Annotated in this window: 7 protein-coding genes and 11 tRNA genes; 15 read left to right on the top strand and 3 right to left on the bottom strand. The window is 43.5% G+C overall.

What is annotated here, in order from left to right; all coding sequences use genetic code 11:
* Positions 1-20 precede the first annotated feature (20 nt).
* The 15 genes from B1A98_RS15055 (at position 21) to B1A98_RS14985 (ending at position 8,994) form a co-directional block, all read left to right on the top strand.
* Positions 21-95: transfer RNA gene (locus B1A98_RS15055), tRNA-Gly, on the top strand.
* Positions 96-102: 7 nt separating this feature from the next.
* Positions 103-179: transfer RNA gene (locus B1A98_RS15050), tRNA-Arg, on the top strand.
* 30 nt (positions 180-209) lie between these two features.
* Positions 210-282: transfer RNA gene (locus tag B1A98_RS15045), tRNA-Ala, on the top strand.
* Between the two features lie 96 nt (positions 283-378).
* A tRNA-Asp gene (locus B1A98_RS15040) sits at positions 379-455 on the top strand.
* A gap of 51 nt (positions 456-506) precedes the next feature.
* Positions 507-582 (top strand) — tRNA-Phe (locus B1A98_RS15035).
* A 28-nt stretch (positions 583-610) separates the two neighbouring features.
* Positions 611-695 (top strand) — tRNA-Tyr (locus B1A98_RS15030).
* Between the two features lie 16 nt (positions 696-711).
* Positions 712-787 (top strand) — tRNA-His (locus B1A98_RS15025).
* A 26-nt stretch (positions 788-813) separates the two neighbouring features.
* Positions 814-888 (top strand) — tRNA-Gln (locus tag B1A98_RS15020).
* A gap of 12 nt (positions 889-900) precedes the next feature.
* Positions 901-974, top strand: a tRNA-Gly gene (locus tag B1A98_RS15015).
* 17 nt (positions 975-991) lie between these two features.
* Positions 992-1,065, top strand: a tRNA-Ile gene (locus B1A98_RS15010).
* 6 nt (positions 1,066-1,071) lie between these two features.
* Positions 1,072-1,143: transfer RNA gene (locus B1A98_RS15005), tRNA-Asn, on the top strand.
* Positions 1,144-1,288: 145 nt separating this feature from the next.
* Positions 1,289-3,043 carry a DEAD/DEAH box helicase gene (locus B1A98_RS15000; RefSeq protein ID WP_052475163.1) on the top strand — a complete coding sequence of 585 codons (1,755 nt, stop codon included), beginning with the start codon at positions 1,289-1,291 and terminating at the stop codon, positions 3,041-3,043.
* 379 nt (positions 3,044-3,422) lie between these two features.
* A complete protein-coding gene (locus B1A98_RS14995) occupies positions 3,423-4,055 on the top strand; it encodes a TetR/AcrR family transcriptional regulator (RefSeq protein ID WP_052475164.1) in 633 nt (210 codons plus the stop codon).
* A gap of 211 nt (positions 4,056-4,266) precedes the next feature.
* Complete coding sequence (locus B1A98_RS14990) at positions 4,267-5,544, top strand: IS110 family RNA-guided transposase (RefSeq protein ID WP_063383990.1); 1,278 nt, start codon at positions 4,267-4,269, stop codon at positions 5,542-5,544.
* 387 nt (positions 5,545-5,931) lie between these two features.
* The gene (locus B1A98_RS14985; protein ID WP_063383989.1) at positions 5,932-8,994 is read left to right on the top strand and encodes an efflux RND transporter permease subunit; all 3,063 of its coding nucleotides are present in this window, start codon (positions 5,932-5,934) and stop codon (positions 8,992-8,994) included.
* A gap of 147 nt (positions 8,995-9,141) precedes the next feature.
* Here B1A98_RS14985 and brnQ read toward each other — a convergent pair whose 3' ends face one another.
* The 3 genes from brnQ to B1A98_RS14970 all read right to left on the bottom strand — a co-directional run bounded on the left by brnQ (position 9,142) and on the right by B1A98_RS14970 (position 12,675).
* Complete coding sequence (gene brnQ, locus B1A98_RS14980) at positions 9,142-10,500, bottom strand: branched-chain amino acid transport system II carrier protein (protein WP_041114261.1); 1,359 nt, start codon at positions 10,498-10,500, stop codon at positions 9,142-9,144.
* A gap of 139 nt (positions 10,501-10,639) precedes the next feature.
* Complete coding sequence (locus B1A98_RS14975) at positions 10,640-11,605, bottom strand: proline dehydrogenase family protein (protein WP_063383992.1); 966 nt, start codon at positions 11,603-11,605, stop codon at positions 10,640-10,642.
* A gap of 89 nt (positions 11,606-11,694) precedes the next feature.
* Positions 11,695-12,675 carry a proline racemase family protein gene (locus tag B1A98_RS14970; protein WP_041098890.1) on the bottom strand — a complete coding sequence of 327 codons (981 nt, stop codon included), beginning with the start codon at positions 12,673-12,675 and terminating at the stop codon, positions 11,695-11,697.
* Positions 12,676-12,731 lie beyond the last annotated feature (56 nt).

Here is a 12,731-nt window from a genome sequence, read left to right as displayed (position 1 = left end):
CTTCACCCGCACTTCATTATGCGGAAGTAGTTCAGTGGTAGAACACCACCTTGCCAAGGTGGGGGTCGCGGGTTCGAATCCCGTCTTCCGCTCCAACTAATTGCGCCCGTAGCTCAATTGGATAGAGCGTTTGACTACGGATCAAAAGGTTAGGGGTTCGACTCCTCTCGGGCGCGCCATTAATAAATGGAATTATTTATAGAAATCTTGGGGCCTTAGCTCAGCTGGGAGAGCGCCTGCTTTGCACGCAGGAGGTCAGCGGTTCGATCCCGCTAGGCTCCACTTTATTCATGTGGCGCGTATAAAAGATAGCAATTTTGCAGCTTGTCGACATGTATCAGTTGAGAATTGCTAATGTTATCTAATTTGCTCCATCTTGGTCCGGTAGTTCAGTTGGTTAGAATGCCTGCCTGTCACGCAGGAGGTCGCGGGTTCGAGTCCCGTCCGGACCGCCATATTTCTTCCAGCAGGATGGTTTCCTTGCTGTTGATATATATACTAGGTGTGGCTCAGTAGCTCAGTCGGTAGAGCAATGGACTGAAAATCCATGTGTCGGCGGTTCGATTCCGTCCTGAGCCACCATATTTTTAATAAAGATCGTTTTTTATATGGAGGGGTAGCGAAGTGGCTAAACGCGGCGGACTGTAAATCCGCTCCCTCAGGGTTCGGCGGTTCGAATCCGTCCCCCTCCACCAGTTAATCAAAATGATGGCGGTCGTGGCGAAGTGGTTAACGCATCGGATTGTGGCTCCGACACTCGGGGGTTCGATTCCCCTCGATCGCCCCATTCTTATAGACGATACATAGTGTAAATGGGCTATAGCCAAGCGGTAAGGCAACGGACTTTGACTCCGTCATGCGCTGGTTCGAATCCAGCTAGCCCAGCCATTTTTTTCTGATGCGGGTGTAGTTTAATGGTAAAACCTCAGCCTTCCAAGCTGATGTCGTGAGTTCGATTCTCATCACCCGCTCCATTTATACATATATAAATGGGCCTGTAGCTCAGCTGGTTAGAGCGCACGCCTGATAAGCGTGAGGTCGATGGTTCAAGTCCATTCAGGCCCACTTTGTTCCGCAGTAGCTCAGTGGTAGAGCAATCGGCTGTTAACCGATCGGTCGCAAGTTCGAATCTTGCCTGCGGAGTTCAAAAAACCCTATTTCTTCCGCTTTTCGGATAGAAATAGGGTTTTTTTATCGGCACTATTCTGTGAAAAAGGGGCTCAGGCAATGTTTGAGAGGATGACAGTCCATAGCATATCTATTTTTAACAAGCTAGGAGAGACTCATCATGTATATAACGGACAATGATATTCAAATAGCTGTCAAACGGTTCAGCGATACGTACCAAGTCAAGCAGGAGCTTTTTGAGAAACTAATTGGGATGGAACACATGTCTCTTATTCGTTATCAGATTGAACAAGTCAATCAAGAGCCATTCACCTGCAAAAAATTACTTGAAACGATTATTCGAATCAAGGGGCCTTCTCTATTATCAGGAAGCAGCGAAGAGGTTCGCGAAATTCGGAGGGCGTTGTTAAGGAAGCTGCCTGAAAATGAATTGCGCTCTCTGTACGAGCGTAATGCCATTAAAGGAAAAAACATCCAATCTGTTTCGTATATGCCGCGAGCTCTTGCGCAAAAGCAGTGGAAGGCTGGCGGAAAGTGGCCGCGCGATTTTATTAAAACAGTCGGGCTGCCTCTCTGTTTTTCGGGGTTTGGCCTGGCTAAGGAGGAGTCTGTGCCAACGATCATGGACATTGAAGCAAGAAAAGCTGTCCCTCCACTGGCTCCGTATCAATTATTAATAAAAGAAGAAATGACAAGCATTCTATCCTTGGAGGACGATGCGACCAGGTGTATTGTTTCATTGCCGACAGGAGGAGGCAAGACACGGGTAGCCGTCGAGTCATTTATTGACTGGATGCAGCCGCGGTTTGCGGAAGGACGCTATATGCTGTGGATTGCGCAAAGTGAGGAGCTTTGCGAGCAAGCGATCGCCTGTATTGCGGATATGTGGCAGGAGCGTGAATTTCCTGAGTCTTTGCGCATTTATCGTTATTTTGGTACTCATAATATCAAGCCGGAAGATTTAATAGGCGGCGTAGTGGTGGCGAGTATTCAAAAAATCGTCCGTCGCTTAAAAAACGATGAAAATGATGAAGCATTGGATGATATTTTGCAGCTTTGCGGAGCGATGATCGTTGATGAGGCCCATCATGCGGCTGCACACAGTTATCAGCTTTTATTTGAACGCGCCAGAGAAATGACAAACGGCCGTTTATTTGCCATATGCGGATTAACTGCTACACCTGGACGTTCAGGCGATGAGACCGCCTTATTAGTCAATCAGTTTGAAGCTCGTCTTTTACGCCCTCGCTTTCCGGATCAGCGGGATTATGATGAGAAACCCCTGAAGTATTTTCGAGATCGAGGGTACTTGGCCAAACCAATCTATCGTTTGATGAAAGATCAACGCATGATGGTAGTGGAAGAAGACAAGCTGGATGAGTCCGGCGACCTGTCAACGGATATGCTGCGTGTGCTGGCCAGCGACAAGGCGCGGAATCAGTGGATTATCAATACATTATTGGATGTTCCGTCGGGATCATCGACATTAGTGTATGCTTGTACTGTAGAGCACGCAGAAATGTTATCAATGCTCATAAATACGGCTGGACGTACAGCAGCGGTTATCGCAGCAGATACACCAAAGGGACTGCGCCGCAGTATGATTGAAGCCTTTCGAAAAGGACAAATTGAATTTTTGTTTAACTATGGGGTGCTGACAACCGGATTTGATGCACCAAAAGTAGACCATCTTTTTCTGCTGCGTCCGACAGCAAGTGAGATATTATATGAGCAAATGGTGGGGCGCGGACTAAGAGGGCCTTTGTTTGGCGGAACCGAAACCTGCATGATTTATGATTTTTCCGGCAATGTAACTGTTCACGGCCAGCCGCTTGCATATGCCAGATTCTTAGAAAAGTGGGATATTTCATATAAAGAAGAGAGAGGCGGACAGCCAGCAGCAAACAGCGTATAATGATCTTAAATGATCACAGGGGGATTGAAAGGCGGAGCTAGGCGAATTTAACAACTGCTTGCTCTCATATCTTCCTGGAAGGCAGTTGCACTGCTTGGCTTTGTTGGATAAAATTGTCTAAGAGCGTGTGTCCGTCGGCAAAGGGAGTTACATAGAAATGGAAAAGTGGAGGAAGCAAGAACGCAGCACGGTGATTGGATGAGCTGCAGGTTAAGGTTCAAGTGTGTTTCTCGTTTCGTTCGCCGATGAAATAATAAAGGAAAGCAGGCAATGAACCATTCGCTCGCTTTTGAAGAATGTTTATTGTTGACTCATCATAAAAATCATATTATGATTTTATCAATTGATAGGTTTTTCTGCTTTCCTGGAAGGGATTTTGATGATGAATAACCGCTTTGAATATGGAAATAAAACCCATCAAAAAATTGTAAAGGTGGCGCGCGATCTTTTTATGGAGTTCGGTTATAGAGCAGTGTCCACCCGAAGAATTGCGGATGCTTGCGGAATTACCCAACCTACTCTCTATCACCATTACCCTAATAAAAAGACCATTTATCTTGAGGTGCTGAAATCTGAGTTGTTCGATATGCAAACGGCACTCAAACGAATTATTAAGCGCTGCGGAGACAATTTGGAAGAGTGTGTGTTCCAAGTTACTTATTATATATTAATTAATAAGCCCTCTTCCATGGGACAGATGTTCCATGATATTAAAAATGAGCTGGATGAAGAGCATCAAAAGGAAATACAGCAATGGTGGATGGAGTCTTATCAAGCACCCATTGCCTCTATTTTTGAAAAAGGAATAAAAGAAGGGAAAATTAGAAACCCAGCCGAATTCGGTTCTTACCCAGTCCCTTCTGCTTATTTGCTTTTAAGCTTAATTTCATCGAAACATATGGAGCAGCAAGTGCCGGAGCATGTTGCAAAAGAGCAAGCAAGACTGTATACCAAGGTTATTTTATACGGGTTAGCCTCTTCAAGTGAAGGACAAAAAAATAATGAGCTTTAACAGTCAGTATGTTGAAGCCTCTTTTTTTGCAGATAAATCTATCAGTTGATAGGGAAATCAATTACAAAGATGAGCCGTAATAAAACATATAAGGAGCATTCCTGTTAGAAGGATTTTCGGGGACTTGAACAAAAAGAGCCCTCTTGGTATGATGCGGGGTGTCAAATCTGGACGAAATGACCCCTAATTTGTAACCAAGGAGGACTCCATAATGGATTTTAAACAAAATCAAAAAATAAATCAAGTCACGGAACAAACACTCGTTGTCGGGATCGACATTGCGAAGCGCACACATTTCGCTTGCTTTGTAGATGATCGCGGCCGGGTGCTCCGAAAATCATTTTCCGTTTCGCAGTCGCGAGAAGGATTTGAGCTTTTCTATCAACTCATCCTAAATGCGCTGAAAGAACACGGAAAAACCGAAGTCCTAGTTGGGATTGAACCGACTGGCCATTATTGGCTCAATCTAGCTTATTTTCTTGAAGAACGAGGCATTCCACTTGTCATGGCGAATCCGATGCACGTCAAACGTTCCAAGGAGTTAGATGACAATCTTCCCACGAAACATGACCGTAAAGATGCACTTGTAATCGCCAGACTCTTGAAAGACGGACGCTTTAGTTATCCACTAATCTTAAAAGATGTGGAGGCTGAACTTCGAGTCGGATCCACGTTTAAAAGCAAGTTGACAGAGGAATTAGGGGCGGTCAAAAATAGCATCATTCGTTGGTTAGATCGCTATTTTCCTGAATTCACGCAGGTCTTTCCGTCATTCGGAAAGATGGCGTTGGCCGTACTTGAATGTACGCCATTTCCGAGTGATCTTCACCAGAAACAGCCCGATGAGGTACTATCCCTTTATCGAGAAGTTGAGGGGCTCAAATCGCCCCAAAGACCGAAAGCTACGCGTCTGATTGAAGTCGCAGCTCACTCGATTGGAGTAACAGAAGGACGTGAGATGGCCCGTTATGAAATCGCCACACTGGTCCGTCGTTACCACCAGTTAGAACAAGAAATCGAAGACATGACTCAGCGCTTAGTGGAGCTTGTCCAAACATCGGTCGAATACGAATGGCTCTCAACGGTTCAAGGTCTTGGAGATCCAACGATTGTCGAGCTGTTAGCTGAAATCGGAAGTTTTTCACACTATGAACATCCACGCCAACTCATCAAACTTGCGGGATTAACGTTACGTGAAAACTCCTCCGGTCAGCACAAAGGTCAAAAACGGATCTCCAAACGAGGTAGAAGGAAGCTGCGTGCTCTTCTGTTTCGAACCATGATACCGATCATTCGCCACAACAAGGCTTTTCGAACATTGCATGAGTACTACACCACTCGTACGGTAAATCCGTTACGCAAGAAACAGTCCATCGTGGTTTTATGCGGAAAACTATTAAAAGTGTTACATGGAATTAGCACGAAGCACCAAGCGTTTGACGCACAGCGAATGATGAAAGACACCCCTAGTCTCGCAGAGGCTATGTAACGTCTACATTCCCTTGAAAGACCTAGACAACAGGATGACACGGAGAAGCTGGCATTATACCATCCATTCGACCTCGAGTCCCTTAAGGAGCTTCGCTAGCCTCTGCCTTATGACTAGACCGAACGAAGGAATGTAGGCACACAGATGCCCAGAGACATGGGAGGGTACGTCATCATAAGTTACGCAGAGATCCATGGTGCATCGAATAAATCCACCACACTACTTACCATATTTTCCTAGTAGTGACCGCGTAGCGTACCCACTGACTGTTAAAGAATCACATATTTTAAAAATACTGTTAGGAATTGTGTTGAAAAATATTTTTTTGACACCCCACCAACGGGTTAAATCGTTGATAAATCAATATTTATAGAGGGAGGTAACTAAATGAACTTTTTAACGAAATTCAGTTTAAAAAATGCCGTTGCTGTTTTTATTATTTCGTTTTTACTCATACTGGGCGGTATTTATTCTTTTTCCAAGTTAAAAGTCGATCAATTCCCTGATATTGAGTTTCCCAAAATTTCCATTGAAGCCGTTTATCCAGGAGCGTCACCTGACGATGTTGATAAGCAGGTCGTTTCCAAGCTTGAAAACCAGTTGAATTCCATAGAAGGCGTCACAAAGGTGACCAGCTCGGCCTATGACAGCATTGGAATGATTACTTTAGAATTTCCCTTTGACACAGACCTTGATAAAGTGGAACAGCAGGTTAATTCGGCGGTAGAGGAAGCAAGCCTCCCGGATGAAGCAGAAGTAAAGCTCAACCGTTTATCATTTGGCGCTTTTCCTATTTACAATATTTCTGTCTTCAGCAAAGATGGAAGCAATATTGAACGGCTGATGAAAGACGAGGTTATTCCTGAACTCAAAAAGATAAAAGGCATTAACAACGTATCTGTCGCCGGTCTGACCGATAATCTTGTACAGATCACAATAGATAAAGAAAAAGCGGAAAAAGCCGGGCTGTCTCTCAGCAGTATAAAAGAGCAGATTAATGAAAAATATCTTTCTTTTCCGGCAGGTGAATTAACGGAAAATCAGCAACAAATTCCGATAAGGGTGGAAGAAAGCCTAGAAACTCTTGATAAACTGGAGAACCTGCAGATTACCTCTGCTTTCGGAGCGGCTGCGCCAGGAACGCAAGGTGTGCCATCTCAGCCTGCAGAGGCGGTTCGCTTAAAGGACATTGCATCGATTAAGCAAGTCACTGATAAAAGTGAAATTGCCCGTTACAATGAAAAAGAGTCATTATCCATGGCAATTACGAAAAAACAGGATGCCAATACGGTCGAGGTAGCAGATAAAGTAATGGATATCCTCAAGAAATATGACGACAAGATTGCTTATGAAATCGGCATTGACTCGGCAAAGGACATTGAAAAGTCAGTCAGCACTTTAGTGAAGGAAGGGTTATTAGGCGCCTTGTTTGCCTCGATTGCTGTTTTGGTGTTCTTGCGCAATGCCAGAGCCACTGTGATTGCAGTCATCTCGATTCCGCTGTCCTTGCTGATTGGAGCGATTTTCTTAAAACAGCTGGATGTATCATTAAATATTATGACGCTTGGAGGAATGGCTGTAGCAGTCGGGCGTGTAGTAGATGACAGCATTGTGGTCATTGAAAATATCTTCAGGCGAGTGCGAAAATCAAGTGAAGGCATGTCCAATACGGTCATTTTAGAATCGACAAAAGAAATCTTAAAGGCGATTACCTCCTCTACTTTAACAACGGTTGTTGTGTTTTTGCCTATCGGATTTGTCGGCGGCATCACAGGAAAGTTCTTCTTGCCGTTTGCTTTAACCATTGTGTTTTCGCTGTTAGCCTCCTTGCTTGTTGCTATTACGATCGTGCCAATTCTAGCCAAGTTTTCTTTCAAAAAAGTGCCGCCGGAAGAAAAAGAGGGAGCTCTTCAAAAGCTGTATGGCCGGTTAATAGAAAAATCATTGAACCATAAGTTTATTATTTTATTTGCATCTGTCTTGCTGCTCGCCGGATCGTTTGCGGTCGTGCCTTCATTAGGGTTCACGTTTATTCCTAACGAGCAGTCAAAAACGTTAACTGCCTCGATTGAACTGCCATCCTCTGCTTCCTTGGAGAAAACGAACACGGTCTCTTTGCTGGTGGAGGATATGTTCAGCAAGCAAAAAGAAATTGCGGATGTAACGGCTTCTGTCGGTGCCAGAGATTTTGCGACAGGGTTGAGACTGGACAATAAAGCGAGTTACTTTGTTAATTTAAAAGATAACGCAGATGTTGAACGAACCATTCAATCGCTAGAGAAAAAAATGGAGAGCATTTCAAAAGAACAGCAAGCGGATTTAAAAATCAGCGTGCAGGAATTAGAAACGGGCGGACCTCCTTCTAACAACAATGTGGATGTTGACTTGTTTTCGAATGATTTAGAGGCGCTGCAGAAAGCTTCTAAGCAAGTAGAAGCTTATATGCAAAAAAACAACGAGTTAAAATATGTAACAAATAACTTCAGTGAAAAGCAGCAGCAATTCTTGGTGGAGATTGATCCTGATCAAGCAAGTGAGTATGGCTTGTCAGGCTTCCAGATTCTTGGAACCGTCAGCGACCAAACCAAACCAGTGAACGTAGGCACGCTTACTTTAGATGGCAAAGAGCAAAAGGTACAGGTATCCTTTGACAAAGCGCTTCAATCTAAAGATGAACTGGAAGATGTTACGCTTTTTTCTCAAAAAGGACCTGTAAAGCTTTCAGAAATTGCTGATGTTCAGCAAATAGATGCCTTTACTTCCGTGCAAAAGCTGGACGGCAAGGTGTATGCGCGAGTATCTGGCCAAGTGAAAGGCAACGATGTGCAGGCTGTCTCATCAGAGGTAAAAGCAGGCGTAGAAAAGCTGGATCTGCCGGATGGCGTGTCTTTAACAAGCGGGGGAGGAAACGATGAAACCGTTGAAATTTTCCAATCGTTAGGAATTGCTATTGTTGTAGCTATTGGGCTTGTCTATTTAACTATGTTGATTACGTTCGGTAAAGCCCGCATTCCTTTTGTGATTTTATCCTCGCTGATTTTCGTTCCAATCGGCTCACTGGTCTCTCTTTATATCGTTAAAGAGCCGCTGTCTGTTAGCGTGATGATTGGCTTTCTGATGCTGATCGGAATTGTTACAACCAATGCGATCGTTCTTGTGGATCGGGTGGGCCAAAACCGCAGCCGCGGATTGACGATAAGGGCTTCCTTAGTCGAAGCGGGAAAAACAAGGCTGCGCCCAATCTTAATGACGGCTTTCGCAACGATTGCCGCGTTAATTCCGCTCGCTATGACGACATCATCAGGCACGCTGATCTCAAAAGGACTAGCGGTGACAGTGATCGGAGGATTAACTTCATCCACTTTGCTGACCCTGATTATTGTCCCTGTTGTATACGAATTATTTTTCTTTAAAACTTCTAAAAAAGAAAGAGGATTAACAGGCAAGTAGAGAGCAGATTATGAGCAGCATGGCCCCTTTAGATGAAAAATCTGAAGGGGCTTTTTATAAGGGATGAAAAACCGGGAAAGCCGATGTTCTGAAGGAGAACATCGGCTTTCAATTGTGGACTTCAAAGGCTGCTATAATTAGTAGCCATTAAACCTTGCGTATTTCTTGTCCACTCATATTAATAATTGCGGCCGGCTCTTTTCTCGATTTAGCAGCAACGAGTCCGATGAAAAATCCGATGAGACCCGTAATGATCCAGCCAGCGCCATTTTCAAATAGAGGAATAAAGCCGAAGAAGTGGTTAATGGCCTCTGGTGCAATATTTGCGTCTTTTAGTGCATCAAGGACAGCTACCAGCCCTGTGCCGATAACGGTTCCAACGTAAACCGAGCGATGGCCATTAAATAAATTGTTCGTAAAGACTAAAGCAATTAACGCGATGGCTAACGGATAAAGAAGCAATAGAATGGGCGATGCCAGCGTTAAGATTGTGTTAAGCCCGAAATTTGTGATCACTAAACCTACTATCGAAAAGACAATCAGCCACTTTTTATAAGAAACGGAAGGAATAATCTTCTCGAAGTATTCAGAAACAGCAGCTAAACAAGCAACGTTTGTAGTAATGCCTGTTAAGAAAATGACTGTACCGATAATGTAAATGCCGGATTTCCCAAATAAAGCAATCGCACTTTGGGCTAATACTTCTCCGCCATTATTTTTAAATCCGATTGCTTCAACACTTGAAGCCCCGATCCATGCCATGGATAGTTGCAGGGCAACTAACCCGATCATCGTAATAATGCCTGCTTTAATAAACAATGCGGATACGGCTTTTTCTGATGTTATGCCTAAGGAACTAATGGACTTAATGAAGATGCCTCCAAAAACAAAGGCGGCCAGAACGTCCATCGTATAGTAGCCTTGAGTAAATCCTGTCAAGAACGTGCCAGTTACATAGTCGTCTTGAGGCTGCCCAATCATTCCCATGGGAGTGATAAATGATTTGACAATTAAGGTAATTAATAATATTACAAAAATTGGCGTGATCATTTTCCCCAGGCGATCAACAAACTTAGTTGTGTTCCAAGAAAGCAGGATAGTCAGACCAATAAATAAGAGAGAGAAAATCAATAAATAAAGGCTGGTATTTGATTTTGCCTGAACGAGCGGATTAATGGCGATTTCATATACAACAGAGGTCGTTCTTGGAATAACATAAATAGGCCCGAGAGTTAAAAATAAGAGAACAGAGAAAATGATTGCAAAAAGTGGATGAACCCTTTGTGCGAGTTTTTCTACTGTTCCGCCGCCGCGTGTCAAAGCAACGATAGCCAGCAGCACTAATCCGACTCCGGTAATTAAAAACCCGCTCATGGCCACCCAAATATTTGATCCGGCTTGCTGACCGACCATTGGAGCAAAGATAACGTTGCCTGCTCCTAAAAACATGGCAAAAAGCATTAAACCAATCGCAAGTACTTGTGAAAATGGAATGTTATTTTTCATGGTTTTTCTCCTTTCATTAAAAAGCTGGAGAGCTCGTCCAGGTCTTTCCAATGGATGATTGTGTAAAATGGTCATTTGCATAGAAGGGAATGGCGCCTGAGACCATTCCTCCAGGTGCTGGTTCTTGTAACTGACTTGGTCAGCGTTTATCTCTTGGCTGTTTCTTGCTCATTCTTCCTAATAAAAAGGAACTGGCTCCGACTCCAATAAACAGGTTGGTCTTTTTGTTAAACACTTGTTTGGCAAATAAGTTTAAGTTTTGCGGACGTTCAGCCAGCCGGCGCATGAAGTAGCCGTACCAATCAGCTCCAAAGGGTACATAAGTGCAAAAGTTAAAACCTTCCTTGACGAGCTGCTGCTGCAGGTCTTTTCTAAATCCGTACAGCATTTGAAACTCGAATTTATCGTTAGGAATCTGATGCGTTTTCACGAAGCGTTTCACGTGATGAATGACATGATGATCGTGAGTAGCGATCGATGTAAATTTCCCATTAAGCAAGTGGTACTCAATCAATTCAATAAAGTGACGGTCAATGTCTTTTTTATCTTGGTAAGCCAAGTGTTCAGGCTCTTTATAGGCGCCTTTGACGATGCGTAAACGATAATTTTTATAGGCTTTGATGGTTTCCGCCGATTCATGGAAATAAGCTTGGATGACTGTACCGATATTTGTATAGTGTTTGGACAACTCATCAATGAGATCAAAGGAAGGAGGCAGGTGACTGTAGTCTTCCATGTCGAAATTAATAAATATCTTGTATTTCTCGGCTTTCGAGACAATCTCCTCCAAGTTACCTCTACAGAATTCATAAGAGATGTCTAATCCAAGCTGGGTAGGCTTTAAGGAAATATGGGCGTCTAGTTCTTGTTCATGAATCGCTTGAATAACGTCCAGAATTTGTTCTTTTGCCTCTAGGGCCTCCTGTTTTTCAAAAACGAACTCCCCAAGGTTGTCAATAGTAGCAGACATGCCTTGAGCATTCAATTCCTTGACGCTTTTGATCATTTCCTCAATGTTCGTTCCGGCTACAACTGACTGTGCGCCAAGTTTTAATCCCCAGTGTTTTGCTCCGTTGTTTAACAATTTGTTTTGCGAAAGCATCATGAAAAAGTCTTTTGTTACTCCCAAAGTAAGGACCTCCGTTTCTTTTTAAAAGCGTTTGGTGATCAAAAAATTAGTATGATATATAAGAGTTATTTTAATAAGAAGCCTTCCGTATAAGGATCTGTCTCTTCCAATGAAAACTTATGCATCCCTGTCATCCATGCTGAGCCGGTAATTTTCGGAATGATCGCTTGAAGCCGGCCAGCTTCGGTATAACCAACCACCGTTCCTTTAAACTGTGAACCAATGATGCTTTCTTGAATAATTTGTTCCCCTGGTGCCAGGTTGAGGGTAGCGAGCTTAGCGCAAGTGCCTGTGCCGCAAGGCGATCTGTCGATTTGCCCATCGCCAAAGACAACGGTATTTTTATAATGATTCTCTTCTAATTGCAAACTAAATTCGACAAGGTCGACCGTATTTATTTCAGGGATTTCAGGATGACGGATCGTTAGCTGTTCGTTAACGGCATTGCGAATCAACATGCCTAAGGCTGCGATCTTGTCTTGTTCATCAATGTTCAATTGAAGGTTGAATGCCCTGGCATCGGCTATTGCAAAAAAGCTGCCTCCAAAAGCAATATCGACTGTGACTTGACCTACATTCTCAACTAAAACGCTTACACTTTTTTCTAAAAGAAAAGCAGGCACATTAATGAAAGATACCTCTTTTACTTTGCCGTTTTCATAGTCTACATAACATTCTACTAGCCCTGATGGTGTATCAAGCAGTACTTTGTCTTTTTTAGCAATCAATCCATTGTTGATGGCTACCGTCACGGAAGCGATAGTTCCATGGCCGCACATATTCAGATAGCCGCCGCTATCCATAAACAAGACGCCAAGGTCGCATTCCGGACGGCAGGGCTCCGTTAAAATGGCACCGAACATGTTTAAATGTCCTCGCGGCTCGTGCATGAGCAGCTTGCGGATGTTATCCATTTTAGTCTGCATATGCTGCTTTTTTTCCATCATACTGTGCCCTTGTATACGGGGAATGCCATCGACTACTATTCTGGCCGCTTCTCCCATTGTGTGGGCATCTATTGTCTCAATAAAATTTTCTAATGCCATCATAAAATAATTACCTCCCATTAATACATGATGTAATGAATTGTAATTATCTATAT

The organism is Pseudobacillus badius (genome assembly GCF_002189605.1).
Lineage (GTDB): Bacteria > Bacillota > Bacilli > Bacillales > Domibacillaceae > Pseudobacillus > Pseudobacillus badius.
The sequence above is the reverse complement of the archived record's forward strand: the minus strand, read 5'-3'. Positions and strand labels throughout refer to the sequence as shown.

Bases quoted from the DNA above. Each gene is read 5' to 3' on its own strand.
- B1A98_RS15000 (WP_052475163.1), top strand. From the start codon at position 1,289: ATGTATATAACGGACAATGATATTCAAATAGCTGTCAAACGGTTCAGC.
- B1A98_RS14995 (WP_052475164.1), top strand. From the start codon at position 3,423: ATGATGAATAACCGCTTTGAATATGGAAATAAAACCCATCAAAAAATT.
- B1A98_RS14990 (WP_063383990.1), top strand. From the start codon at position 4,267: ATGGATTTTAAACAAAATCAAAAAATAAATCAAGTCACGGAACAAACA.
- B1A98_RS14985 (WP_063383989.1), top strand. From the start codon at position 5,932: ATGAACTTTTTAACGAAATTCAGTTTAAAAAATGCCGTTGCTGTTTTT.
- brnQ (WP_041114261.1), bottom strand. From the start codon at position 10,500: ATGAAAAATAACATTCCATTTTCACAAGTACTTGCGATTGGTTTAATG.
- B1A98_RS14975 (WP_063383992.1), bottom strand. From the start codon at position 11,605: ATGATGCTTTCGCAAAACAAATTGTTAAACAACGGAGCAAAACACTGG.
- B1A98_RS14970 (WP_041098890.1), bottom strand. From the start codon at position 12,675: ATGGCATTAGAAAATTTTATTGAGACAATAGATGCCCACACAATGGGA.